The organism is Pseudomonas sp. BJa5 (assembly GCF_030272875.2).
Taxonomy (GTDB): domain Bacteria; phylum Pseudomonadota; class Gammaproteobacteria; order Pseudomonadales; family Pseudomonadaceae; genus Aquipseudomonas.
Map to the genome: position 1 here is coordinate 60,704 of NZ_JALRNG020000027.1, position 24,769 is coordinate 85,472.

A 24,769-nucleotide genomic window follows, 5' to 3' on the forward strand; every position below is an offset into this window, starting at 1 on the left:
TGAACGCGCCCTGGGGCGCCTCTGGACGACGGAGGTGCCTGCAGGGCGCGTTTGCATTTGTAGCTTCTATAATTTCATCTGCGAGGAGGACCACTATGGGCGTGACCAACCGGTTGGCCTGCTACTCCGACCCCGCTGACCATTATTCTCATCGGGTGCGCATCGTTCTCGCCGAGAAGGGCGTCAGCGTCGAGATCATCAATGTCGATCCCGGACGCCTGCCGCCCAAGCTGGTCGAAGTGAACCCCTATGGCAGTGCGCCGACCCTGGTCGATCGCGACCTGGCGTTGTACGAGTCGACCGTGGTGATGGAATACCTCGACGAGCGCTACCCGCATCCGCCGCTGCTGCCGGTCTATCCGGTGGCGCGAGCCAACAGCCGGCTGTTGATGCACCGCATCCAGCGCGACTGGTGTGCACTGGTCGACCTGATTCTCGATCCGCGCAGCAAGGAGGCCGCCCGCGCGCAGGCACGCAAGGAATTGCGCGAAAGCCTGATCGGCGTGTCGCCGCTGTTTGCCGACAAGCCTTGTTTCCTTAGTGAGGAGCAAAGTCTGGTCGATTGTTGTCTACTGCCCATACTCTGGCGATTGCCGGTACTGGGCATTGAGCTGCCGCGGCCGGCCAAGCCGCTGCTCGATTACATGGAGCGACAGTTTGCCCGTGAAGCCTTCCAGGCAAGTCTGTCCGCTGCTGAACGTGAAATGCGCTAGGTTTTAAGGAGCTGTCGATGAACTCCAGTCGCCCCTATTTGGTACGTGCACTCTATGAGTGGATCGTGGACAACGACTGCACCCCACACATGCTGGTCAATGCCGAGTACCCTGCGGTACAGGTGCCGCAGGGCTTTGCCAGCGACGGCCAGATCGTCCTGAACATCTCGCCCAATGCTGTGCGTCACCTGCACATGGATAACGAGGCTGTGAGCTTCGAAGGGCGTTTTGGCGGGGTGGCCCACACCCTGTTCGTGCCTGCCGGCGCAATCCTGGGTATCTATGCCCGGGAAAATGGCCAGGGCATGGTCTTCGAGCTCGAGCCGCCGGTGCTCGAGGATGACGAATACGAGGACGACGACGGCGTCGAGCCCGATGATGACGGTCCGCCAGATGCGCAGCCGCCACGACCTACCGGGCGTCCGAGCCTGAAGGTGGTGAAGTAACAAAAAAGGCGATCCATGAGGATCGCCTTTTTTCTGTCTGCCGGTCGGCTTACAGGTCGCTGATGGTGCGGACCTGGTCCTTGTTGACCCGGGTCACTTTGCCATCCAGCTGCTTGAACTCGTAGAACCCCGAGCTGCGCTCGTAGCGCGGCGCGTCGACTGCCTGGAACTCGCGGCCGTCGTTGAGGGTGATCAGGCTGGGGGTGGAGCAGCCGGCCAGGGTGGCGAAGGCGCCAATCAGCAGGGTTGGCAGCAGGCCGTTTTTCATCGGTATTTCCTAGGTGCAGGGGTGAACAGTGGCTTATCGCGGGGCAAGCCCGCTCCTACAGTAGGGGTAGGAGCGGGCTTGCCCCGCGATGATCAGTCGATGTACTCGAACAGCTTGACGATCTTCTGCACGCCCGACACACCCTGCACCAGGTTGGTGGCGCGGGCGGCTTCCTGTTGGGTCAGCAGGCCGAGCATGTAGACGATGCCGTTCTCGGTGATCACCTTGATACGGGTGCCGGGAATGTTGGCGTCGGTGAGCATCTGGGTCTTGATCTTGGTGGTCAGCCAGGCGTCGTTGTTACGCGCCAGGATCGAGGAGGGCGGCATTACCTGCAGCTCGTTGTGGACCTTCTTCACCCGCTGGACCTGGCCTGCGGCCTGTCCGGCCAGGTTCTTGAGGTCGGCGCGCGGGGTCTGGCCGGCCAGCAGGACGACGCCGTTGAAGCTGCTGACAACGATGTGCGAGCTCTTGTCCAGGTCCGGGCTGGCCTTGGCTACGTTGACCGCGACCTTGGTTTCGATCAGCGAGTCGTCGATCTTGCTGCCGAAGGTGCGGGTGCCGCGATCGTCTTCGATCGGGTTGTCGCGAGTGGCGGTGAGGACCGAGCTGCAGCCGGTCAGGCTCAGGCACAGGGTCAGGGCCATCAGGCCGAGGCGGTTAGGGGTCATTCTTCACTCCCGAACAATTGGCTGTCGATCAGATCGCAGAGGCAATGGATCGCCAGCAGGTGGACTTCCTGGATACGTGCAGTGACGTTGGCCGGTACGCGAATCTCGACGTCTTCAGGCAGCAGCAGCGAAGCCATGCCGCCGCCATCGCGTCCGGTCAGAGCTACGACAATCATTTCGCGATCATGTGCGGCCTGGATCGCCTGAATTATGTTCGCCGAGTTACCGCTGGTCGAAATCGCCAGCAGCACGTCACCCGGTTGGCCCAGGGCGCGGATCTGTTTGGAGAATATTTCGTTGTAGCTGTAGTCGTTGGCGATCGAGGTGATGGTCGAGCTGTCGGTGGTCAGGGCGATGGCCGGCAGGCTCGGGCGCTCGCGTTCGAAGCGGTTGAGCAGTTCGGAGGAGAAGTGCTGGGCGTCGCCGGCCGAGCCGCCGTTGCCGCAGGCGAGCATCTTGCCCTCGTTGAGCAGCGCGTTGACCATGACCTGACTGGCTTGCTCGATGTGCGGTGCAAGGACTTCCATCGCCTGTTGCTTGGTGTTGATGCTGGCCTGGAAAAGCTGGCGAATTCGGGATTGCATGTCCATCAGTGAGACCTTAAGTAGGGCGGCTGGTCGGGCGTGTCGGGAGTGTACAGAAAAGGTCCCGGCACATGACTGTGCAGCCCGCGAAGCAAAGAGCAAAAAAGTTGTAGGGGTGAAGGTGCAGGGGTGGAGTCAGCATTCGAAGGCGTTTTTCAGCCATTGAAGCGCCTGGCCCGAATGGCCCCTGCCTTGCACGGCGATCACGTCGAAACGGCAGGGATGGTTGGCCCAGCGTGTTTCCTTGTGCAGAAAAGACTCGGCGGCTAGCACCAGTTTGTCCTGCTTGCGCCCGTCGATACTGCCGAGCGCACCGCCAAAGTCCGCATGCAACCGATAGCGGACCTCGACGAATACTACTGTATCGCTGTCGAGCATGACCAGATCAAGCTCGCCGCGTTTGCACCGCCAGTTCTGCGCCAGCAGCTGCAGGCCTTGCCCCTGAAGGTATTCAAGGGCATGCCGCTCGGCGGCCTGGCCTGCACGCTGGCGCGAACTGTCCGGCATCAGCGCGGAGTGTCGGGCAGGCGGATGATCTGGCCGCCGGAGAACTCGGCCCACGGCAACTGGCGTTCGATACGCTGGTTGGCGTTCATGGTCAGGCTGCCGGAGAAACCTTCGATGCGATTGTCCGGCAGGGCCTTGAGCTGGCTCAGGCGTGGCGCCAGGCTGTAGGCATCGATGCCCATGGCGTACAGGCGGCCTAGGCTGCCGGCGGCTTGCGGGAACTGGCTGACGACCTGCTGGCGCAGGGCGTTGCTGGTGTCGAGCAGCCATGGGGTTTCGCAGAAGCGGATGCCGTTCATGTCGTTGTACTGGTTGACGTCACCGCTGGCGCTGTACAGGTGTGAGGTGGCGTAGACCGGCACGTCACCGGCGTACTGGAAGTTCAGGGTCGGCTTGATCTGCTGGCCTTGCTGCGGGGTGGCAGCGAGGAAGATGAAGTCGATGTCCTGGCGACGCGATGGCTGGGCCGAAACGGCGCCACCGACGGTGTCCTGCAGGCTCTTGGCGCGGCCTTCGCTCTGGCGCAGCTGGAACAGGTCAGCGATCTGCTGGGCCAGGGCCACGGGCTGGTCGACGTGTTCGGCGGCGAGCAGGGTGCCACCCTTGGCTTCCCAGTCCTGGCGGAAGGCCTTGAGTACCCGGTCACCCCATTCGCCACGTGGCACCAGGGCGACGGCACGGACCATGCCGTCGGCATGGGCGCGGCGCGAGACTTCGCGGGCTTCGTCTTCGGCGGCCAGGCCGAACTGGAACAGCTGGGGCGGACCAGACTTGCCGGCATCGCTGTAGTTCAGGGCCAGGGTGGTGATCGGCAGTTGCGGATAGGCGGCGAGTTTTTTCACCAGCGGCTTTTCCAGCGGGCCGACGACCAGTTGCACGCCGGAGGCCTGGGCCTGGCGATAGAAGTCATCCAGGGAAGTGATGCGCGAGCTGTCGAACATTTCGACGGCAGGCGGCTTCTGGCCCGCTTGCTGGGCCTGGAAGTGCGCGGCCATGAAGCCGTCGCGCAGGGCGCGGGCAACACCGGCCAGCTGGCCTTCCTGAGGCAGCAGCAGGGCAATCTTGGTCAGCGGCTGGCTGGCCAGTTCCTTGAGCTTGACCAGTGGCAGCGGTAGCTGCAGGGCGGCCGGGTGCTCGGGGTTCTGTTTGCGCCAGGTCTCGATGGCGACCTGTTGTTGCTCCAGGGTGCCGGCGTTCTTCACTGCCAGGGCCAGGCTGGCCCAGCCGGCCAGGGTGTCGTCGCCGGTGCTGACCGTTTGCAGCTGTTCGACGGGCAGGGCGGCCATCAGGTTCCAGGTGGCGTCCTGGTTGGCGCTGGCGGCGTTGCCGCTGAGCAGGGGCGCCAGCTCGACGCGGGCCTTGGCGGCGGCCAGGGTCTGGCCGTTGGCTTCCAGCACGTTGGCCTGCACGCTGCGGGTGCGTACCTGTTGCTCGTCCGGCAGTTCACCCAGGCGCTCCATGCTTGGATGGCTCAGGGCGCTCAGGGCCGCTTTCGGCTGGTTGCGGCTCATGGCCAGCTCTGCGCTCAGGGTGCTGGCGAAAATCTGCTGGGCCGGTTTGAGCTGGTCCATCGGCACCTGCTCGAGGATGCGCGCCGCACGGGCGTTGTCCTTTTGCCGGTAGGCCAGGTCGGCTGCGCTCAGGCGCAGCAGGGCTGCCTCTTCGGCGGTCTTGCTGGTGGCGGCCTGGTCCAGCAGTTGCTCGATGCTGGCGTCCGGGGTGCGTGGCAGTTCGCCGAGGCTCGACGAGGGCGAGCTGGCGCAGGCTGCCAGCAGGGCGGCGAGGCAAAGGGCTGTGAACAGCCGCAGGCAAGCGATCATGTAAGGGTCCTGTTACTCGATCAAATTAACTGGCAATTGTACCCAAGCGCTGGCCGGGGCGCGATCTTGGTGGCGCTAATCCTTCAATATAGGCCGTGCTGCGCGGTCATGCGGCGTTGCCGGTAACGCATTGTTGCCGACAGTCGGGCTACAATGGCGCTTTGACCAAGACGACAGGTGTGTGCTGTGACTGATGTTCCAGGGGCTTCCCATTCCACTGCTGGCACGCTGTACGTGGTGGCCACGCCCATCGGCAACCTGGATGACATGAGTGCGCGGGCACTGAAAGTGCTCGGCGATGTCGCCCTGATCGCTGCCGAAGACACCCGCCATTCGATCCGCCTGTTGCAGCACTTCGGCATCGATACGCCGCTGGCGGCGTGCCATGAGCACAACGAGCGCGACGAAGGCAGTCGCTTCCTCACCCGCCTGCTGGCCGGTGACAATGTGGCGCTGATTTCCGATGCGGGTACGCCATTGATCTCCGATCCTGGTTATCACCTGGTGCGCCAGGCGCGCGCGGCAGGTATCCAGGTGGTGCCTGTGCCGGGCGCCTGTGCCTTGATCGCGGCGTTGTCGGCCGCGGGGCTGCCGTCGGACCGTTTCATTTTCGAAGGCTTCCTGTCGGCCAAGTCGGTTGGACGCAAGGCGCGCCTGAGCCAGCTCAAGGAAGAACCACGCACCTTGATCTTCTACGAAGCGCCGCACCGGATTCTCGAATGCCTGCAAGACATGCAGCAGGTGTTCGGCGCGGATCGCCCTGCACTGCTGGCGCGGGAGCTGACCAAGACCTTCGAAACCCTTAAGGGCCTGCCGCTGGGTGAGCTGTGCGCGTTCGTCGAGGCCGATAGCAATCAGCAGCGCGGTGAATGCGTGGTGCTGGTGGCTGGCTGGACGGCGCCGGAAGGCGAGCAGGCGGTCAGCAGCGAGGCGATGCGGGTGCTGGACCTGTTGCTGGCGGAGATGCCGCTCAAGCGGGCAGCGGCCCTGGCGGCGGAAATCACCGGAGTGCGCAAGAACCTGCTGTACCAGGCCGCGCTGGAAAAACAGAAAGCACAATAGTTGCGCAATGCCACTATGTGCATTATTACTTGTTCTTGAGCGCCGCTACCGTTAACCTTTGCGGCGGAGAGTCGATCGGACAGTCGCTGCCTTCTTTTGTTCCGCAAAAGAGGGGGGAGGAAAGTCCGGGCTCCATAGGGCAGAGTGCCAGGTAACGCCTGGGGGGCGCGAGCCTACGGAAAGTGCCACAGAAAACAACCGCCTAAGCACTTCGGTGCCGGTAAGGGTGAAAAGGTGCGGTAAGAGCGCACCGCACGACTGGTAACAGTTCGTGGCTAGGTAAACCCCACTCGGAGCAAGACCAAATAGGGTTCCATATGGCGCGGCCCGCGTTGGAACCGGGTAGGTTGCTAAAGGCGTCCAGTGATGGCCGTCGTAGAGGAATGACTGTCCTCGACAGAACCCGGCTTACAGATCGACTCTCCACCTCCCTTCCTGCTTGAATCGATAGCAGATGCGTCTTTGTAATGCCGAAAAAATCTTACTCTTAATAAATTACTTTAACTGTGCACTCTATTCGCCTGAGTGACTTTGATTTTCTTGCCAAAAATTCCCCCTCGGTTTTTTCCCTCATAGCCCTACATCGCGCTAAATCTCCGATCTGTAAGGGATTTCCTTATAGGCGTGCCTTGACGGTGTGGTGGGCGGATTCCTATAGTGTGCGCAAGTGGCAGAAAGTGGCACGAAGTGGGTTTTCTGACACAAAAAAGCTAACAAGTGGGGATTTGCAGCCGTGTTCCGCGGAGCCAACGCCATCAACCTCGACGCCAAGGGCCGTCTCGCTATGCCGAGCCGGTACCGTGACGAGCTTGATTCGCGTAGTTCCGGGCAACTGATCGTGACCATCGATGCGGTGGATCCCTGCCTGTGTGTCTACCCGCTCGATGAGTGGGAACTGATTGAAGCCAAGTTACGCGCCTTGCCGTCCTTGCGTGAAGAGAACCGTCGCCTGCAGCGTCTGCTGATCGGCAATGCGGTGGATCTGGAGCTGGATGGCAGTGGGCGTTTCCTGGTGCCTCCGCGTTTGCGCGAGTACGCCAAGCTCGACAAGAAGGCAATGCTGGTGGGGCAACTGAACAAATTTCAACTGTGGGACGAGGATGCCTGGAACGCGGTTTCGGCAGCCGACCTTGCAGCTATTCAACAACCGGGCGCCATGCCTGATGAACTGCGTGATTTGATCCTGTGACTATAGATAGCGGCTTTAACCACATCACCGTACTGCTTGACGAAGCCGTCGAGGCTCTCGCCGTACGCGCCGATGGCTGCTATCTGGATGGCACCTTCGGGCGCGGCGGGCACAGCCGGCTGATTCTCAGCAAGCTCGGGCCCCAGGGCCGGCTGCTGGGTTTCGACAAAGATCCACAAGCGATTGCCACCGGGCAAGCGCTGGCGGCCGAAGACGGCCGCTTTGTCATTGTGCAACGCAGTTTTGCCGAGCTGGGTTCGGAAGTGGCCGAGCGCGGTATCGCTGGAAAAGTCAGCGGCATCCTGCTCGACCTCGGCGTGTCCTCGCCGCAGCTGGATGACCCCGAGCGCGGCTTCAGCTTCCTCAATGACGGTCCGCTGGACATGCGCATGGATCCGAGCCGTGGCGTCAGCGCCGCCGAGTTCATCGCCACCGCAGCGGAAGAAGAAATCGCCCGGGTCTTCAAGGAATACGGCGAAGAGCGTTTTGCCAAGCGCATGGCCCGTGCCGTGGTACTGCGCCGCGAAGAGAAACCCTTCACCCGTACCGCCGACCTTGCGGAAGTGCTCAAGGTCGCCAACCCGGCCTGGGAAAAGGGCAAGAATCCGGCTACCCGCGCCTTCCAGGGCCTGCGCATTCACGTCAACAACGAACTGGGCGACCTGGAAACCGGTCTCGAAGCGGCCCTCGATGCCCTGGAGGTCGGCGGGCGCCTGGTGGTGATCAGCTTCCATTCCCTGGAAGACCGTATCGTCAAACTGTTCATGCGCAAGCTGGTCAAGGGTGAAGCCGATAACCTGCCGCGCAACCTGCCGGTGCAGCACAAGCCTTTCGAACCGCGGATCAAGGTGCACGGCAAGGCGCAGTTCGCCTCCGACGCCGAGCTCAAGGCCAACCCACGTGCGCGCAGTGCGGTCATGCGCGTTGCCGAGAAGCTGCGGTGAGCCGCCTGTTCGCCAAGCCGCTGCCAAGCGGAAGCTTCCTGATGCTTCTGCTGTTCATTGCCGTGCTCGTTTCTTCGGTGGCGGTGTCGTACAGCGCGCACTGGAACCGTCAGCTGCTCAATACCCTTTACGGTGAGCTGAGCGAGCGCGACAAGGCCCAGGCCGAGTGGGGCCGGTTGATCCTGGAGCAGAGCACCTGGACGGCCCATAGCCGTATCGAGAACCTGGCCAGCGAGCAGTTGCAGATGCGCATTCCCGCCGCCGACGAAGTACGGATGGTGGCGCCATGATGAAGCTCGAAGGTGCACTCTATCCGTGGCGTTTTCGCGTGGTCATCGGCCTGCTGGCGGTGATGGTCGGCGCGATCGCCTGGCGGATCATCGACCTGCAGGTGGTCGACCGAGACTTCCTCAAGGGCCAGGGCGATGCCCGCAGCCTGCGGCACATTCCGATTCCTGCGCACCGCGGACTGATTACCGACCGTAACGGAGAGCCGCTGGCGGTCAGTACCCCGGTGACCACCCTGTGGGCCAACCCCAAGGAAATGCAGGCATCCAAGGAGCGCTGGCCGGCACTGGCCGCTGCCATCAAGCAGAATCCACAACAACTGACCCAACGCCTGGAGCAGAATGCCGGCAAGGAGTTCATCTACCTGGTCCGTGGCCTGACCCCGGAACAAGGGCAGATGGTGCTCGACCTGAAAGTCCCCGGTGTCTATGGCATCGAGGAATTCCGTCGTTTCTATCCGGCGGGCGATGTCGCTGCGCACATGGTCGGTTTTACCGACCTCGATGACCATGGTCGCGAAGGGGTGGAGCTGGCCTACGATGAATGGCTGGCCGGGGTGCCCGGCAAGCGACAGGTCATCAAGGACCGGCGCGGCCGGCTGATCAAAGACATCCAGGTAACCAAAAACGCCAAGGCCGGAAAGACCTTGGCGTTGTCCATCGACCTGCGCCTGCAATACCTGGCGACCCGCGAGCTGCGCAACGCCATCGCCGAGCAGGAAGCCAAGGCCGGCAGCCTGGTGATCATGGACGTCAAGACCGGCGAAGTGCTGGCCATGGTCAACCAGCCCACCTACAACCCGAACAACCGCCGCAGCATGTTCCCGGCCGCCATGCGTAACCGGGCGATCATCGACGTGTTCGAGCCGGGCTCGACGGTAAAACCGTTGTCAATGAGTGCGGCACTGCAGAGCGGGCGCTGGAAGCCGACCGACAAGGTCGAGGTCTACCCGGGCACCTTGCAGCTGGGGCGTTACACCATTCGTGACGTGTCCAAGAGCGAAGGTCCGATCCTCGACCTGACCGGCATCCTGATCAACTCCAGTAACGTCGGAATGAGCAAGATCGCCTTCGACATCGGCGGCGAATCCATCTACCGGGTGATGTCCCAGTTGGGCCTGGGCCAGTACACCGGCCTGGGTTTCCCGGGTGAGCGGGTCGGCAACCTGCCGAACCACCGCGAGTGGCGCAAGGCCGAAACCGCGACCCTGTCCTATGGCTATGGCCTGTCGGTGACCGCGCTGCAACTGGTGCACGCCTACGCGGCCCTGGCCAACGACGGCAAGATGGTGCCGCTGAGCATCCTCAAGGTCGACAAGGCGCCGGAGTCGACCCAGGTGGTGCCGAAGGAAACCGCCGAAACCATCCAGGGCATGCTGCAGCAGGTGATCGAAGCGCCGCGCGGTGTGTTCCGTGCCCAGGTGCCGTCCTACCACGTCGGTGGCAAGAGCGGTACCGCCCGTAAGGCCACCATCGGCTCCAAGGGCTATACCGAGAACGCCTACCGCTCGCTGTTCGCCGGCTTCGGCCCGATGAGCGATCCGCGCTATGCCGTGGTCGTGGTCATCGATGAGCCGAGCAAGGGCGGCTACTTCGGTGGCCTGGTATCGGCCCCCGTCTTCAGCAAAGTCATGTCGGGCACCTTGCGCCTGATGAACGTTCCGCCGGACAACCTGCCACCGGCGACTCCACAGCAGCAGGTCAATGCTGCGCCCGCCAAGGGAGGGCGCGGTTAATGACAATGCCATTGAGCAAGCTTTTCGCCCAGGCCAGCCGCGATCCGTTGATCCGTGAGCTGACCCTGGACAGCCGCAATATCCGTCCGGGCGACCTGTTCCTGGCCGTGCCGGGCGCGCGGGTCGATGGTCGTGATCACATTGCCGACGCACTCAAGCGCGGGGCAGCGGCCGTTGCCTACGAAGCCGAAGGCGCCACCGTGCTGCCGATCACCGAAGTACCGCTGATCCCGGTCAAGGGTCTGATCGCCCAGCTGTCGGACATCGCCGGTCGCTTCTATGGCGAGCCAAGCCGCCAGCTGGACCTGGTCGGTGTCACCGGCACCAACGGCAAGACCAGCGTCACCCAACTGGTGGCGCAGGCCCTGGACAAACTGGGCCAGCGTTGCGGCCTGATCGGCACCCTGGGCACCGGCTTCTATGGCGAGTTGCAAAGCGGTCGCCTGACCACCCCGGACCCGATCGCCGTACAGGCCACCCTCAACGACCTGCGCAAGGGCGGGGCGAAGGCCGTGGCCATGGAAGTCTCTTCCCATGCCCTGGACCAGGGCCGGGTCGCGGCGCTGGAATTCGACATCGCGGTGATGACCAACCTGTCCCGCGATCACCTGGATTACCACGGCAGCATGCAGGCCTACGAAGACGCCAAGGCGCGTCTGTTCGCCTGGCCGAACCTGCGTTGCCGGGTGGTCAACCTCGATGACGATTTCGGTCGCCGCCTGGCCACCGAGCATGTCGAGTCGCGCCTGATCAGCTACAGCCTCAAGGACAGCGCAGCGTCGCTGTACTGCCGCGAAGCGCATTTCGATGACGATGGCGTGCGTGCGGTGATCGTTACCGTCCAGGGTGAGCGTACCCTGCGCAGTCGCCTGCTCGGTCGCTTCAACCTCAGCAACATGCTGGCGGCGGTCGGCACCCTGATGGCGCTGGACTATCCGCTGGACGAAATTCTCAAGATCACCCCGACCCTGCAAGGGCCGATCGGGCGCATGCAGCGCCTGGGTGGCGGCAGCAAGCCGCTGGTGGTGGTCGACTATGCCCACACCCCCGATGCCCTGGAACAGGTTCTCCAGGCATTGCGTCCCCATGCCCGCGGCCAGCTGCTGTGCCTGTTCGGCTGTGGTGGCGATCGCGATCGCGGCAAGCGTCCGCTGATGGCCGAAGTGGCCGAACGCCTGGCCGATCGGGTACTGGTCACCGACGACAACCCGCGTACGGAAGATCCGCAGCAGATCTTCGCCGACATTCGCCCGGGCTTTGCCAAGGCCGATGTCGTCGAATTCGTCAGCGGTCGTGGTCCGGCAATTGCCCAACTCATTGCCAGTGCGGGCGCCGACGATGTCATCGTGCTCGCTGGCAAGGGCCATGAGGACTACCAGGAAATCAACGGTCAGCGTCTCGATTTTTCCGATCTGGTCGAGGCCGAGAAGGCCCTCGCTGTCTGGGAGGCCCCCCATGCTTAAGCCATTGACCCTCAGCCAGTTGGTCGCGCCCCTTCAGGGTCGCCTGGTGGCGGCCGATGCAACCTTCACCGGCGTCAGCATCGACAGCCGTGCAATCGTTGCCGGGCAACTGTTCGTCGCCCTGGCCGGGCCGCGATTCGATGGTCATGACTATCTGGACGACGTGAAAGCCAAGGGCGCCGTTGCCGCCCTGGTGGAACGCGAAGTGCCAGGCAGCGATCTGCCGCAACTGCTGGTGGCCGACAGCCGTCTGGCCCTGGGTCAACTGAGCGCGCTCAATCGTGCGGCGTTCGACAAGCCGGTCGCGGCCATCACCGGTTCCAGCGGCAAGACCACGGTCAAGGAAATGCTGGCCAGCATCCTGCGCACCCGTGGCCAGGTACTGGCCACCCGAGGCAACCTGAACAACGACCTCGGTGCACCGCTGACCTTGCTCGAACTGGCTCCGGAGCATACCGCCGCGGTTATCGAGCTGGGGGCTTCGCGCATCGGTGAGATTGCCTACACCGTCGGCCTGACCCGTCCGCAAGTGGCGCTGATCAACAACGCCGGTACTGCCCATGTCGGCGAGTTCGGCGGCCCGGAGAAAATCGTCGAAGCCAAGGGCGAGATCCTCGAAGGCCTGGGTCAGGATGGCGTGGCGGTATTGAACCTTGATGACAAGGCGTTCGCCACCTGGAAGCTGCGCGCCGGCAACCGCCGGGTACTGACCTTCGCCCTGAACAACGCCGCCGCTGACTTTTACGCGGGCAATATCGCCGCCGATCAGCGCGGTTGCCCGGCCTTCGACCTGCACAGTGCCGAAGGCGTGGTGCGGGTCCAACTGAACCTGTTGGGCACCCATAACGTCGCCAATGCCCTGGCTGCAGCAGCCGCTGCCCATGCCTTTGGTCTGACACTTGAAGGTATCGCCCAGGGCTTGAACAACGTGCAACCGGTCAAGGGCCGCACTGTGGTGCAGATGGCCGGCAACGGTGTGCGGGTGATCGATGACACTTACAACGCAAACCCCACCTCCATGTGCGCTGCCGTTGATATACTCGCCGGCTTTTCCGGCCGCACCGTCCTGGTGCTCGGGGATATCGGCGAATTGGGCCAGTGGGCCGAGGAAGGGCATCGGCAGGTAGGCGCGTACGCCAAAGACAAGGTTTCGGCACTGTATGCCGTGGGTCCTAACATGGCTCACGCGGTAGCAGCGTTCGGCGCCAATGCCCGACATTTCGCTAATCAAGCCGACCTGATCGCCGCCGTTTGCGCCGACGAGCAGGCTGCTAACACCACTATTTTGATCAAGGGATCGCGTAGCGCTGCGATGGAAAACGTCGTGGCGGCGCTGTGCGGTTCCAGCGGGGAGAAACATTAATGCTGCTGCTGCTGGCTGAGTATCTGCAACAGTTCTACAAAGGCTTCGCGGTCTTCCAGTACCTGTCCCTGCGCGGGATTCTCGGAGTACTGACCGCGTTGTCGCTGGCCCTGTGGCTGGGCCCATGGATGATCCGTACCCTGCAGATTCGCCAGATCGGTCAAGCGGTTCGCAATGACGGCCCGCAGTCGCACCTGTCCAAGTCCGGCACCCCGACCATGGGTGGCGCCCTGATTCTTTCGGCCATCGGCATCAGCACCTTGCTGTGGGCCGACCTGACCAATCGTTATGTCTGGGTGGTGCTGATCGTCACCCTGCTGTTCGGCGCCATCGGCTGGGTCGACGACTACCGCAAGGTGATCGAGAAGAACTCCCGCGGCCTGCCGAGCCGCTGGAAATATTTCTGGCAATCGGTGTTCGGCCTGGGGGCGGCGATCTTCCTGTACGTGACCGCGCCAAGCAGCGTCGAAACCACCCTGATCGTGCCGATGCTCAAGGACGTCACCATTCCCTTGGGGATCGGTTTCGTGGTCCTGACCTACTTCGTCATCGTCGGCTCCAGCAACGCGGTGAACCTGACCGACGGCCTCGACGGCCTGGCGATCATGCCGACGGTCATGGTCGGCGGCGCCCTGGGTATCTTCTGCTACCTGTCGGGTAACGTGAAATTCGCCGAATACCTGCTGATTCCCTACGTGCCGGGCGCCGGCGAGCTGATCGTGTTCTGCGGTGCGCTGATCGGCGCGGGCCTGGGCTTCCTGTGGTTCAACACCTATCCGGCCCAGGTGTTCATGGGCGACGTCGGTGCCCTGGCACTGGGTGCGGCGCTGGGCACCATTGCGGTTATTGTTCGTCAGGAAATCGTCCTGTTCATCATGGGCGGTGTGTTCGTCATGGAGACCCTGTCGGTGGTGATCCAGGTGGCCTCCTTCAAGTTGACCGGCCGTCGCGTCTTCCGCATGGCGCCGATTCACCACCACTTTGAACTCAAGGGTTGGCCCGAGCCTCGGGTGATCGTCCGCTTCTGGATCATCACCGTGATTCTGGTGCTGATCGGCCTTGCCACCCTGAAACTGAGGTAGAAACGCGTGTCCTTGATCGCTACTGACCACTTCCGCATCGTTGTCGGCCTCGGCAAGAGCGGCATGTCCCTGGTTCGCTTCCTGGCGAGCCGGGGCGTTGCCTTTGCGGTCGCCGACACCCGCGAGCATCCGCCGGAGCTGGAAACCCTGCGCCGCGAATACCCGCAGGTGGAAGTGCGCTGTGGCGAACTGGACGTGGAGTTCCTGTGCCGCGCCGACGAGCTGTATGTCAGCCCCGGCCTGGCCCTGGCCACGCCGGCCCTGCAACAGGCTGCTGCCCATGGGGTGAAGCTGTCTGGCGATATCGAACTGTTCGCCCGCAATGCCAAGGCGCCGATCATTGCCATCAGCGGTTCCAACGCCAAGAGCACCGTCACCACCCTGGTCGGCGAGATGGCGGCTGCGGCCGGCAAGCGCGTGGCCGTGGGCGGCAACCTCGGTACCCCGGCGCTGGACCTGCTCAGCGACGACGTCGAGCTGTACGTGATGGAGCTGTCCAGCTTCCAGCTGGAGACCACCGACCAGCTCAATGCCGAAGTGGCGACCGTGCTCAATGTCAGCGAAGACCACATGGACCGCTACAGCGGCCTGCCGGCCTATCACCTGGCCAAGCACCGGATCTTCCGTGGCGCGCGTCAGGTGGTGGTCAACCGCCAGGATGCCCTGAGCCGTCCCTTGCTGGCCGAGGGCCAACCGTGCTGGACCTTTGGCTTGAATACCCCGGACTTCAAGGCCTTCGGCCTGCGTGAAGAGAACGGCGAGAAGTACCTGGCATTCGAATTCCAGAACCTGATGCCGGTGCGCGAGCTGAAGATCCGTGGCGCCCACAACCAGTCCAACGCCCTGGCGGCGCTGGCGCTGGGCCATGCCGTCGGCCTGCCGATGGAGGCCATGCTGTCGAGCCTGCGCACCTTCGCCGGTCTTGCCCACCGTTGCCAGTGGGTGCGTGAGCGCAACGGCGTGAACTATTACGACGATTCCAAGGCCACCAACGTCGGTGCCGCCCTGGCCGCCATCGAAGGCCTGGGCGCCGATATCGACGGCAAGCTGGTGCTGATCGCCGGTGGCGATGGCAAGGGGGCCGATTTCTCCGCCCTGCGTGCGCCGGTCGCCGCCCATTGCCGCGCCGTGGTGCTGCTGGGCCGTGACGCCGAGCGGCTGGCCCAAGTGCTGGGCGACAGCGTGCCACTGATCCGGGTCAAGACCCTCGACGAAGCGGTGGAGCAAGCTGCTGCCCAGGCCCGGCCGGGCGATGCCGTGCTGTTGTCGCCGGCCTGCGCCAGCCTCGACATGTTCAAGAATTTTGAAGAGCGTGGGCGCCTGTTCGCCCAGGCCGTGGGAGGGCTGGCATGATCTTCGGCATCATCAAGCCCTATCCGTCACCGCTGGTCAGCGGACGTGGCATCGACCTCGACTTTGCCATGCTCGCCGGTTGCCTGGCGTTGCTGGGGCTTGGCCTGGTGATGATCACCTCGGCCTCTTCGGAAGTGGCCGCGGCGCAATCGGGCAACCCGCTGTACCACATGTTCCGCCACCTGGTGTACGTCCTCATCGGTGTGGGGGCGTGCATCGTCACCATGATGGTCCCGATTGCCACCTGGCAGAAGATGGGCTTCACCATGCTGGTCGGCGCCTTCGGCCTGCTGGTGCTGGTACTGGTGCCGGGCATCGGTCGTGAAGTGAACGGTTCGATGCGCTGGATCGGTTTCAGTTTCTTCAACGTGCAGCCTTCGGAAATTGCCAAGGTCTTCGTGGTCATTTACCTGGCCGGCTACCTGGTGCGCCGCCAGAAGGAAGTACGCGAAAGCTGGATGGGCTTCTTCAAGCCGTTCATCGTGCTGCTGCCCATGGCCGGCCTGCTGCTGATGGAGCCGGACTTCGGTGCCACCGTGGTGATGATGGGCGCGGCAGCGGCGATGCTGTTCCTCGGCGGGGTGGGGTTGTTCCGTTTCAGCCTGATGGTGCTGCTGGCGGTGGGCGCGGTGTTCGTCCTGGTCCAGGCCCAGCCGTACCGGATGGCACGACTGGTTACCTTTACCGACCCCTGGTCCGACCAGTTCGGCTCCGGCTACCAGCTGACCCAGGCGCTGATCGCCTTCGGTCGTGGCGAGTGGCTGGGCGTAGGCCTGGGCAACAGCGTCCAGAAGCAGTTCTACCTGCCTGAAGCGCACACCGACTTCGTGTTCTCGGTACTGGCCGAAGAGCTGGGGGTGGTCGGCTCGCTGGTGACCGTGGCGCTGTTCGTGTTCGTTACCGTGCGTGCGCTGTACATCGGCCTGTGGGCCGAGAAAGCCAAACAGTTCTTCGCCGCCTACATGGCCTTCGGCCTGGCGTTCCTGTGGATCGGTCAATTCCTGATCAACATCGGCGTGAACGTCGGCCTGTTGCCGACCAAAGGCCTGACCCTGCCGTTCCTCAGCTACGGCGGCAGCTCCCTGGTGATCTGCTGCGCCTGTGTCGGGCTGTTGCTGCGGATCGAATGGGAGAGTCGCACCCACCTGGGGAGCGAAGAACACGAATTCAACGAGAGCGATTTTGCCGAGGAGCCGCATCATGGCCGCTAACGGCAAGAACGTACTGATCATGGCAGGCGGCACCGGGGGCCACGTGTTCCCGGCGCTGGCCTGTGCCCGTGAGTTCCAGGCCCGCGGTTACACCGTGCACTGGCTGGGCACCCCGCGTGGCATCGAGAACGAGCTGGTGCCCCAGGCGGGCCTGCAACTGCACCTGATCAATGTCACCGGCCTGCGTGGCAAGGGCAAGCTGTCGCTGCTCAAGGCGCCGTTCACCCTGGTCAAGGCCGTGCTCCAGGCCCGGCGCATCATGCGTCAGCTCAAGCCGGTCTGCGTGGTTGGCTTCGGCGGTTATGTGACCGGCCCCGGCGGCGTGGCCGCCAGGCTCTGCGGCGTGCCTGTGGTAGTGCATGAGCAGAATGCCCGCGCCGGTACCGCCAATCGGCTGCTGGTGCCCTTGGCCGGCCGAGTCTGCGAAGCTTTCCCCGGCACTTTCAGTGCTTCGGACAAACTGCGCACCACCGGCAACCCGGTGCGCAGCGAGCTGTTCATGGACACCCCGCGCGAGCCCCTGGGCGCGCGTCAGCCACGCTTGCTGGTGCTCGGCGGAAGCCTGGGCGCCGAACCGCTGAACAAACTGCTGCCCCAGGCCCTGGCCCGGGTGCCTGAGGACATTCGTCCGCAGGTATTCCACCAGGCCGGCAAGCAGCACGACCAGATTACCGCCCAGCGCTACCGTGAGGCTGGCGTCGAGGCTCAGGTCGAACCGTTTATCAAGGACATGGCCCAAGCCTATGGCTGGGCCGATCTGGTGGTCTGCCGCGCAGGCGCGCTGACCGTCAGTGAGCTGGCTGCGGCCGGCTTGCCATCGATGCTGGTGCCCTTGCCCCATGCCATCGACGATCACCAGACCCACAACGCCCATTATCTGGCCCGCGAAGGCGCTGCCTTCCTGATGCCACAAGCGACAACCGGCGCAGCGGAACTCGCTGAACGCCTGAACGAGGTGCTGATGCAACCGGAAAAACTCACCACCATGGCCGCCACTGCCCGGCGCCTGGCAAAACCTGCGGCCACCCGCACCGTGGTCGATATCTGTCTGGAGGTGGCCCATGGTTGAGAGCCAGAAAGCCATGCCACAACCGGAAATGCGCCGCATCCGCCGCATTCACTTCGTCGGTATCGGCGGCGTGGGCATGTGCGGGATCGCCGAGGTGCTGCTGAACCTGGGCTACCAGGTGTCGGGTTCCGACCTCAAGACCTCGCCGGTCACCGAGCGCCTGGAGTCCTTCGGCGCCGAGATCTTCATCGGCCACCGCGCCGAGAACGCTGCCAGCGCCGATGTACTGGTGGTCTCCAGCGCGATCAACACCGCCAACCCGGAAGTGGCCACCGCCCTTGAGCGACGCATTCCGGTGGTGCCGCGTGCCGAAATGCTCGCCGAACTGATGCGCTACCGCCACGGCATCGCCGTCGCCGGCACCCACGGCAAGACCACCACCACCAGCCTGCTGGCCTCGGTGTTCGCCGCCGGTGGCCTGGACCCGACCTTCGTCATCGGTGGCCGCCTCAATGCAGCCGGCACCAATGCCCAGCTCGGTACCAGCCGCTACCTGATCGCCGAAGCCGACGAGAGCGATGCCAGCTTCCTGCACCTGCAGCCGCTGGTGGCGGTGGTGACCAACATCGACGCCGACCACATGGCGACCTACGAAGGCGACTTCAACAAGCTGAAGAAAACCTTCGTCGAGTTCCTCCACAACCTGCCGTTCTACGGACTGGCGGTGATGTGCCTGGACGACCCGGTGGTGCGCGAGATCCTGCCGCAGGTCAAGCGGCCGGCGGTCACCTACGGCTTCAGCGAAGAAGCCGACGTACGTGCGATCAATGTTCGCCAGTCGGGCATGCAGACCCACTTCACCGTGCTGCGCCGCGACCGCGAGCCGCTGGATGTGTCGGTCAACATGCCGGGCAACCACAACGTGCTCAACGCCCTGGCGACCATCGCCATTGCCACCGACGAAGGCATCAGCGACGAAGCCATCGTCCAGGGCCTGTCGGGCTTCCAGGGGGTAGGGCGACGCTTCCAGGTCTACGGCGAACTGCCGGTGGACGGTGGCAGCGTGATGCTGGTCGACGACTATGGCCATCACCCGACCGAAGTGGCCGCGGTGATCAAGGCCGTGCGCGGTGGCTGGCCGGAGCGCCGCCTGGTGATGGTCTACCAGCCGCACCGCTACAGCCGCACCCGCGACCTGTACGACGATTTCGTCCAGGTCCTGGCCGATGCCAACGTCCTGCTGTTGATGGAGGTCTACCCGGCCGGCGAAGAGCCGATTCCCGGTGCCGACAGCCGCCAGCTGTGCCACAGCATCCGTCAGCGTGGCCAGCTCGACCCGATCTACATCGAGCGCGGCATCGAGCTGGCGCCGCTGGTCAAGCCGCTGCTGCGCGCCGGCGACATCCTGCTGTGCCAGGGCGCCGGTGACATCGGTGGCCTGGCCCCGCAATTACTCAAGAGTCCGTTGTTCGCTGGTGCCGTTGCCAGTCAGGGGAAGTCGAAATGACTGATAACCAATACGCCAAGCTGCATTCGACCCTCGCCGTGCAAGACTTCGGTCGCGTTGCCGTGCTCTATGGCGGCAAGAGCGCCGAACGTCCGGTATCGCTGAAATCCGGTGCCGCGGTGATCGAAGCGCTGCGTGGCGCTGGCGTCGACGTGGTGGGCATCGATGTGGGTGACGACCTGCTCGACCGCCTGCAAAGCGAGAAGATCGACCGCGCCTTCATCATCCTCCACGGTCGTGGCGGTGAAGACGGCAGCATGCAGGGCCTGCTCGAATGCCTGGGCATCCCTTATACCGGCAGCGGCATCCTCGCCTCGGCACTGGCCATGGACAAGCTGCGCACCAAGCAGGTGTGGCAGAGCCTGGGCATTCCGACCCCGCGTCACGCGGTGCTGAGCAGCGAGGCTGACTGTATTTCTGCGGGCGCGGAACTGGGCTTCCCTTTGATCGTCAAACCGGCCCATGAAGGTTCCAGTATCGGGATGGCGAAAGTGACCAGCGTCGACGAATTGATCGCCGCCTGGAAAGACGCCGCTACCTACGACTCGCAAGTATTGGTGGAGCAGTGGATCCACGGTCCGGAGTTCACCGTCGCCGTACTGCGCGGCCAGGTGTTGCCGCCGATCGCCCTGGGTACCCCGCACACCTTCTACGACTACGACGCCAAGTACATCGCCAACGATACCCAGTACCGCATTCCGTGCGGTCTGGAGGCGAGCAAGGAACAGGAGCTGATCGACCTGACCGCCCGCGCCTGCGACGCCATCGGCATCGCTGGCTGGGGTCGGCTGGACGTGATGCAGGACGAGCAGGGGCGTTTCTGGCTGCTCGAAGTCAACACCGCACCAGGCATGACGGATCACAGCCTGGTCCCTATGGCGGCGCGCGCGGCCGGCCTCGATTTCCAGCAACTGGTGCTGGCGATCCTGGCAGCCAGCGTAGAGTCGCGAGGTTAAGCCCATGCAAGGCGCGATGTTACGTCATCAGCAACCCGCCACCGGCCGTAGCAAGCCGGTGCCGCGTGGTGCCAGCCGGATGGTGGCCAAGGAGCCACTGTCGGCGCGCCTGCCCAAGGCCAACTTCAGCATTTTCAAGCGACTGCTCTGGCCGGTACTGCTGGTGGCCGCAGGCTTTGGCGCCTATGAAGGCGCGCAACGCCTGATGCCCTACGCCGACCGGCCGATCACCAAGATCGCCGTGCAGGGCGACCTCAGCTACATCAGCCAGCAGGCGGTGCAGCAGCGAATCGCCCCCTATGTGGCGGCCAGCTTCTTCACCGTCGACCTGGCCAGCATGCGTGCGGAACTGGAGCAGATGCCCTGGATCGCCCACGCCGAGGTTCGCCGGGTGTGGCCGGACGAGGTGGTGATCCGCCTGGAAGAACAGTTGCCGGTGGCGCGTTGGGGCGAAGAAGCCTTGCTCAATAACCAGGGCCAGGCCTTCACCCCGCGCGAGCTGGCCAACTACGAGCACCTGCCGCAGCTGTTCGGGCCGCAGCGGGCGCAGCAACAAGTAATGCAGCAATATCAGGTACTGAGCCAGATGTTGCGGCCAATGGGCTTTTCGATTGCACGGCTGGAGTTGCGCGAGCGTGGCAGCTGGTTTCTGACCACGGGCGCCGGCAGCGCCGGACCGGGCATCGAATTGCTGCTGGGACGTGATCATCTGGTGGAAAAGATGCGCCGCTTCATTGCCATTTACGACAAGACACTCAAAGAACAGATCACGAACATCGCCCGCATCGATCTGCGTTACGCCAATGGCCTGGCCGTTGGCTGGCGGGAACCGATTGCACCGACGACGGCCCAACCCGCCGTTGCGAAGAATTAGAGAGAGGCAGGACCATGGCAAATGCGCATAGCGGCAAAATGATCGTCGGGCTGGATATCGGCACCTCCAAGGTAGTGGCGCTGGTCGGCGAAGTCGCGGCCGACGGCACCCTGGAGATCGTCGGTATCGGCACCCATCCATCACGCGGGCTGAAGAAGGGCGTGGTGGTCAATATCGAATCGACCGTGCAGTCGATCCAGCGCGCGGTGGAAGAAGCCCAGCTGATGGCCGGCTGCCGGATTCACTCGGCTTTCGTTGGCGTGGCCGGCAATCACATCCGCAGCCTGAACTCCCACGGCATCGTCGCCATCCGCGACCGTGAAGTGAGTTCGGCGGACCTGGAACGCGTCCTCGACGCCGCCCAGGCGGTCGCCATTCCGGCCGACCAGCGGGTGCTGCACACCCTGCCGCAGGACTACGTGATCGACAACCAGGAAGGCGTGCGCGAGCCACTGGGCATGTCCGGCGTGCGTCTGGAAGCCAAGGTCCACGTGGTGACCTGCGCCGTCAATGCTGCGCAGAACATCGAGAAGTGCGTGCGTCGCTGCGGCCTGGAAATCGACGACATCATCCTCGAGCAGCTGGCTTCGGCCTACTCGGTGCTGACCGACGATGAGAAAGAACTGGGCGTGTGCCTGGTGGACATCGGTGGCGGCACCACCGACATCGCCATCTTCACCGAAGGCGCGATCCGTCACACCGCGGTAATCCCGATTGCCGGCGACCAGGTGACCAACGACATCGCCATGGCCCTGCGTACTCCGACCCAGTACGCCGAAGAGATCAAGATCCGTTACGCCTGCGCCCTGGCCAAGCTGGCCAGTGCCGGCGAAACCATCAAGGTGCCAAGCGTCGGCGACCGTCCGCCGCGCGAGCTGTCGCGCCAGGCCCTGGCCGAAGTGGTCGAGCCGCGCTACGACGAGCTGTTCACCCTGATCCAGGCCGAGCTGCGTCGTAGCGGCTACGAGGACCTGGTGCCTGCGGGCATCGTCCTGACCGGCGGCACCTCGAAGATGGAAGGTGCGGTAGAGCTGGCCGAAGAGATTTTCCACATGCCGGTACGCCTGGGCGTGCCGCATAGCGTTCGGGGCCTGAGCGACGTCGTGCGCAACCCGATTTATTCCACCGGTGTGGGCCTGCTGACCTATGGCCTGCAAAAGCAGTCCGACGGCGTGACCCTGACCGGTAACAGCAGCAACAGCTATGGCGATGAACCGAAGGCGCCAGCGTTTGAACGTCTCAAACGCTGGGTCCAGGGCAACTTTTAAAGTTTCAAAGCAGTAGTAGTAGGCGCGAAAACTAGAGAACTGAAAGGAGAGGGAAAATGTTCGAGCTCGTAGACAACGTCCCGCAAAGTCCGGTCATTAAAGTGATCGGTGTCGGTGGCGGCGGTGGCAACGCCGTTAATCACATGGTCAAGAGCAACATCGAAGGCGTCGAGTTCATCTGCGCCAACACCGATGCTCAGGCGCTGAAAAACATCGGCGCGCGTACCATCCTGCAACTGGGTACCGGCGTGACCAAGGGCCTGGGTGCCGGTGCCAATCCGGAAGTCGGCCGTCAGGCTGCCCTGGAAGATCGCGAGCGCATCGCCGAAGTACTGCAGGGTACCAACATGGTGTTCATCACCACCGGCATGGGCGGCGGTACCGGTACCGGTGCTGCGCCGATCATCGCCGAAGTGGCGAAGGAGCTGGGCATCCTCACCGTTGCGGTGGTGACCCGTCCGTTCCCGTTCGAAGGCCGCAAGCGCTCGCAGATCGCCGATGAAGGCATCCGCGCCCTGGCTGACAGCGTCGACTCGCTGATCACCATCCCGAACGAGAAGCTGCTGACCATCCTGGGCAAGGACGCCAGCCTGCTGTCCGCCTTCGCCAAGGCCGACGACGTGCTGGCCGGTGCCGTTCGCGGTATTTCCGACATCATCAAGCGTCCGGGCATGATCAACGTCGACTTCGCCGACGTGCGCACCGTGATGAGCGAAATGGGCATGGCGATGATGGGTACCGGCTGCGCCAGCGGTCCGAACCGTGCGCGTGAAGCGACCGAGGCGGCGATTCGCAACCCGCTGCTCGAAGACGTCAACCTGCAGGGCGCCCGCGGCATCCTGGTCAACATCACCGCAGGTCCTGACCTGTCGCTGGGTGAATACTCCGACGTCGGTAGCATCATCGAAGCCTTCGCTTCCGATCACGCCATGGTCAAGGTCGGTACCGTTATCGATCCGGACATGCGTGACGAGCTGCACGTGACCGTGGTTGCCACGGGCCTGGGCGCGAAGATCGAGAAGCCGGTCAAGGTCATCGACAACACCATGCAGGCCGCTGCCATGCAAACCGCCGCGCCTGCGCCGGTACGCCAGGAACAGCCGTCGGTGAACTACCGTGACCTGGAGCGTCCGACCGTGATGCGCAACCAGGCTCATGCCGGTGCTGCCGCTGCTGCGAAACTCAATCCGCAAGACGATCTGGACTACCTGGACATCCCGGCATTCCTGCGTCGTCAGGCCGATTGATGAAATTTATCAGGGGTATAAGGGTGATTGGTGTTCAGCAAAGGCCGGGTCTGGTATTATCCTCAGCCTTTGTTGATACCAGTTCGCAATTTGCGCTGAAGCGGCCAATGCCATGATTAAACAACGCACCCTGAAGAATATTATCCGTGCCACAGGTGTCGGCCTGCACTCCGGGGAAAAGGTTTACCTGACCCTCAAACCTGCACCTGTGGATACCGGCATCGTATTTCGCCGTGCCGACCTCGACCCCGTGGTGGAAATTCCCGCCCGCGCGGCCAACGTCGGCGAGACCACCATGTCGACCACGCTGGTCAACGGCGAGACCAAGGTAGACACGGTAGAGCACCTGCTCTCGGCCATGGCTGGCCTGGGCATCGATAACGCCTACGTCGAGCTCTCCGCGTCCGAAGTGCCGATCATGGACGGCAGCGCAGGGCCCTTTGTATTCCTGATTCAATCTGCCGGCCTGGAAGAACAGGACGCAGCCAAGAAGTTCATCCGCATCCTGCGCGAAGTGACAGTGGAAGACGGCGACAAGCGCGCCACTTTCCTGCCGTTCGACGGGTTCAAGGTGAGTTTCGAGATCGATTTCGATCACCCGGTGTTCCGTAATCGGACCCAGAGTGCCAGCGTGGACTTTTCCAGCACCTCGTTCGTGAAGGAAGTCAGCCGCGCCCGTACCTTTGGGTTCATGAGCGATATCGAGTACCTGCGCAAGCACAACCTCGCGCTCGGCGGCAGTGTGGAAAACGCCATCGTGGTCGACAAGGACGGTGTGCTCAATGAAGACGGTCTTCGTTACGAAGACGAATTCGTCAAGCACAAGATCCTCGACGCCATCGGCGACCTCTACCTGCTGGGCAACAGCCTGATCGGCGAGTTCAAGGGCTACAAGTCCGGACACGCGCTGAACAACCAGCTGCTGCGCAAGCTGATCGAGGAAACTGATGCCTGGGAAGTGGTGACATTCGAAGATGCCAGTACGGCACCGATCTCTTACATGCGTCCGGTTGCGGCAGTGTAAGTTCGAACACTCTCTCTAGTGATTAAGGCCACCTTCGGGTGGCCTTTTTTATGGTTCTTCACGGAATTCCGGGAACTAGGTTCCTTGGGCTTGGGCTTGGGCTTGGGTTTGGGTGTCGAGTCTGCGGGCTTATCCATTCCATGCAGCGACGCTGCCGGCCCCTTCCGCCTTTACGGCGGCCTACT

General features: G+C 63.3%; 24 protein-coding genes and 1 other RNA gene. 20 read left to right on the forward strand and 5 right to left on the reverse strand.

Annotated elements, in window-relative coordinates:
- Positions 1 to 95 precede the first annotated feature (95 nt).
- Positions 96 to 713, forward strand: coding sequence for a glutathione S-transferase N-terminal domain-containing protein (locus M2D63_RS16365; RefSeq protein ID WP_285863987.1), 618 nt, complete (start codon positions 96 to 98; stop codon positions 711 to 713).
- 17 nt (positions 714 to 730) lie between these two features.
- Positions 731 to 1,159, forward strand: a complete 429-nt coding sequence (locus tag M2D63_RS16370) for a ClpXP protease specificity-enhancing factor (protein WP_285863988.1) — start codon at positions 731 to 733, stop codon at positions 1,157 to 1,159.
- A 49-nt stretch (positions 1,160 to 1,208) separates the two neighbouring features.
- Here the strand turns inward: M2D63_RS16370 and M2D63_RS16375 are convergent, their stop codons facing one another.
- The 5 genes from M2D63_RS16375 to M2D63_RS16395 form a co-directional block, all read right to left on the reverse strand.
- Positions 1,209 to 1,427 carry a YgdI/YgdR family lipoprotein gene (locus M2D63_RS16375; RefSeq protein ID WP_285863989.1) on the reverse strand — a complete coding sequence of 73 codons (219 nt, stop codon included), beginning with the start codon at positions 1,425 to 1,427 and terminating at the stop codon, positions 1,209 to 1,211.
- A 92-nt stretch (positions 1,428 to 1,519) separates the two neighbouring features.
- Entirely contained in the window at positions 1,520 to 2,098 is a 579-nt protein-coding gene (locus M2D63_RS16380; protein ID WP_285863990.1) for a BON domain-containing protein, read from the reverse strand.
- A complete protein-coding gene (locus M2D63_RS16385; RefSeq protein WP_026001179.1) occupies positions 2,095 to 2,688 on the reverse strand; it encodes a phosphoheptose isomerase in 594 nt (197 codons plus the stop codon). Before M2D63_RS16385 ends, M2D63_RS16380 begins: the two co-directional genes overlap by 4 nt.
- 129 nt (positions 2,689 to 2,817) lie before the next feature.
- Positions 2,818 to 3,189: a YraN family protein gene (locus tag M2D63_RS16390; RefSeq protein WP_285863992.1), complete on the reverse strand. Its 372-nt coding sequence runs from the start codon at positions 3,187 to 3,189 to the stop codon at positions 2,818 to 2,820.
- Complete coding sequence (locus M2D63_RS16395) at positions 3,189 to 5,009, reverse strand: penicillin-binding protein activator (protein ID WP_285863993.1); 1,821 nt, start codon at positions 5,007 to 5,009, stop codon at positions 3,189 to 3,191. The genes M2D63_RS16390 and M2D63_RS16395 overlap by 1 nt, the downstream gene beginning before the upstream one ends.
- Before the next feature lie 186 nt (positions 5,010 to 5,195).
- Here M2D63_RS16395 and rsmI point away from each other — a divergent pair, with 186 nt between their 5' ends.
- The 18 genes from rsmI (at position 5,196) to lpxC (ending at position 24,584) form a co-directional block, all read left to right on the forward strand.
- Positions 5,196 to 6,071: a 16S rRNA (cytidine(1402)-2'-O)-methyltransferase gene (gene rsmI / locus M2D63_RS16400; protein WP_285863994.1), complete on the forward strand. Its 876-nt coding sequence runs from the start codon at positions 5,196 to 5,198 to the stop codon at positions 6,069 to 6,071.
- A 67-nt stretch (positions 6,072 to 6,138) separates the two neighbouring features.
- An RNA gene (gene rnpB / locus M2D63_RS16405) (RNase P RNA component class A) lies at positions 6,139 to 6,498 on the forward strand.
- 306 nt (positions 6,499 to 6,804) lie between these two features.
- Entirely contained in the window at positions 6,805 to 7,260 is a 456-nt protein-coding gene (mraZ, locus tag M2D63_RS16410) for a division/cell wall cluster transcriptional repressor MraZ (RefSeq protein WP_010220775.1), read from the forward strand.
- A complete protein-coding gene (rsmH, locus tag M2D63_RS16415) occupies positions 7,257 to 8,204 on the forward strand; it encodes a 16S rRNA (cytosine(1402)-N(4))-methyltransferase RsmH (protein WP_405310333.1) in 948 nt (315 codons plus the stop codon). The genes mraZ and rsmH overlap by 4 nt, the downstream gene beginning before the upstream one ends.
- A complete protein-coding gene (gene ftsL, locus M2D63_RS16420; protein WP_285863995.1) occupies positions 8,201 to 8,494 on the forward strand; it encodes a cell division protein FtsL in 294 nt (97 codons plus the stop codon). The genes rsmH and ftsL overlap by 4 nt, the downstream gene beginning before the upstream one ends.
- The gene (locus M2D63_RS16425; protein ID WP_285864010.1) at positions 8,494 to 10,227 is read left to right on the forward strand and encodes a penicillin-binding protein 2; all 1,734 of its coding nucleotides are present in this window, start codon (positions 8,494 to 8,496) and stop codon (positions 10,225 to 10,227) included. Before ftsL ends, M2D63_RS16425 begins: the two co-directional genes overlap by 1 nt.
- The gene (locus M2D63_RS16430) at positions 10,227 to 11,690 is read left to right on the forward strand and encodes a UDP-N-acetylmuramoyl-L-alanyl-D-glutamate--2,6-diaminopimelate ligase (RefSeq protein WP_285863996.1); all 1,464 of its coding nucleotides are present in this window, start codon (positions 10,227 to 10,229) and stop codon (positions 11,688 to 11,690) included. The genes M2D63_RS16425 and M2D63_RS16430 overlap by 1 nt, the downstream gene beginning before the upstream one ends.
- Complete coding sequence (gene murF / locus M2D63_RS16435) at positions 11,683 to 13,053, forward strand: UDP-N-acetylmuramoyl-tripeptide--D-alanyl-D-alanine ligase (protein ID WP_285863997.1); 1,371 nt, start codon at positions 11,683 to 11,685, stop codon at positions 13,051 to 13,053. Before M2D63_RS16430 ends, murF begins: the two co-directional genes overlap by 8 nt.
- Positions 13,053 to 14,135: a phospho-N-acetylmuramoyl-pentapeptide-transferase gene (gene mraY / locus M2D63_RS16440; RefSeq protein WP_285863998.1), complete on the forward strand. Its 1,083-nt coding sequence runs from the start codon at positions 13,053 to 13,055 to the stop codon at positions 14,133 to 14,135. Before murF ends, mraY begins: the two co-directional genes overlap by 1 nt.
- A 6-nt stretch (positions 14,136 to 14,141) precedes the next feature.
- Positions 14,142 to 15,488: a UDP-N-acetylmuramoyl-L-alanine--D-glutamate ligase gene (gene murD, locus M2D63_RS16445; protein ID WP_285863999.1), complete on the forward strand. Its 1,347-nt coding sequence runs from the start codon at positions 14,142 to 14,144 to the stop codon at positions 15,486 to 15,488.
- Positions 15,485 to 16,699: a putative lipid II flippase FtsW gene (gene ftsW / locus M2D63_RS16450; RefSeq protein WP_405310338.1), complete on the forward strand. Its 1,215-nt coding sequence runs from the start codon at positions 15,485 to 15,487 to the stop codon at positions 16,697 to 16,699. Before murD ends, ftsW begins: the two co-directional genes overlap by 4 nt.
- Positions 16,689 to 17,768 (forward strand): undecaprenyldiphospho-muramoylpentapeptide beta-N-acetylglucosaminyltransferase, encoded by a 1,080-nt coding sequence (gene murG / locus M2D63_RS16455; protein ID WP_285864000.1) that lies wholly within the window; start codon positions 16,689 to 16,691, stop codon positions 17,766 to 17,768. The genes ftsW and murG overlap by 11 nt, the downstream gene beginning before the upstream one ends.
- Positions 17,761 to 19,215, forward strand: a complete 1,455-nt coding sequence (gene murC, locus M2D63_RS16460; protein ID WP_285864001.1) for a UDP-N-acetylmuramate--L-alanine ligase — start codon at positions 17,761 to 17,763, stop codon at positions 19,213 to 19,215. Before murG ends, murC begins: the two co-directional genes overlap by 8 nt.
- Positions 19,212 to 20,171 carry a D-alanine--D-alanine ligase gene (locus M2D63_RS16465; protein ID WP_285864002.1) on the forward strand — a complete coding sequence of 320 codons (960 nt, stop codon included), beginning with the start codon at positions 19,212 to 19,214 and terminating at the stop codon, positions 20,169 to 20,171. Before murC ends, M2D63_RS16465 begins: the two co-directional genes overlap by 4 nt.
- Before the next feature lie 4 nt (positions 20,172 to 20,175).
- Entirely contained in the window at positions 20,176 to 21,045 is an 870-nt protein-coding gene (locus M2D63_RS16470; RefSeq protein WP_285864003.1) for a cell division protein FtsQ/DivIB, read from the forward strand.
- Between the two features lie 14 nt (positions 21,046 to 21,059).
- The gene (gene ftsA / locus M2D63_RS16475) at positions 21,060 to 22,313 is read left to right on the forward strand and encodes a cell division protein FtsA (protein WP_285864004.1); all 1,254 of its coding nucleotides are present in this window, start codon (positions 21,060 to 21,062) and stop codon (positions 22,311 to 22,313) included.
- 56 nt (positions 22,314 to 22,369) lie between these two features.
- Positions 22,370 to 23,560 (forward strand): cell division protein FtsZ, encoded by a 1,191-nt coding sequence (ftsZ, locus tag M2D63_RS16480; protein WP_285864005.1) that lies wholly within the window; start codon positions 22,370 to 22,372, stop codon positions 23,558 to 23,560.
- A 112-nt stretch (positions 23,561 to 23,672) separates the two neighbouring features.
- Positions 23,673 to 24,584 carry a UDP-3-O-acyl-N-acetylglucosamine deacetylase gene (lpxC, locus tag M2D63_RS16485; RefSeq protein ID WP_285864006.1) on the forward strand — a complete coding sequence of 304 codons (912 nt, stop codon included), beginning with the start codon at positions 23,673 to 23,675 and terminating at the stop codon, positions 24,582 to 24,584.
- Positions 24,585 to 24,769 lie beyond the last annotated feature (185 nt).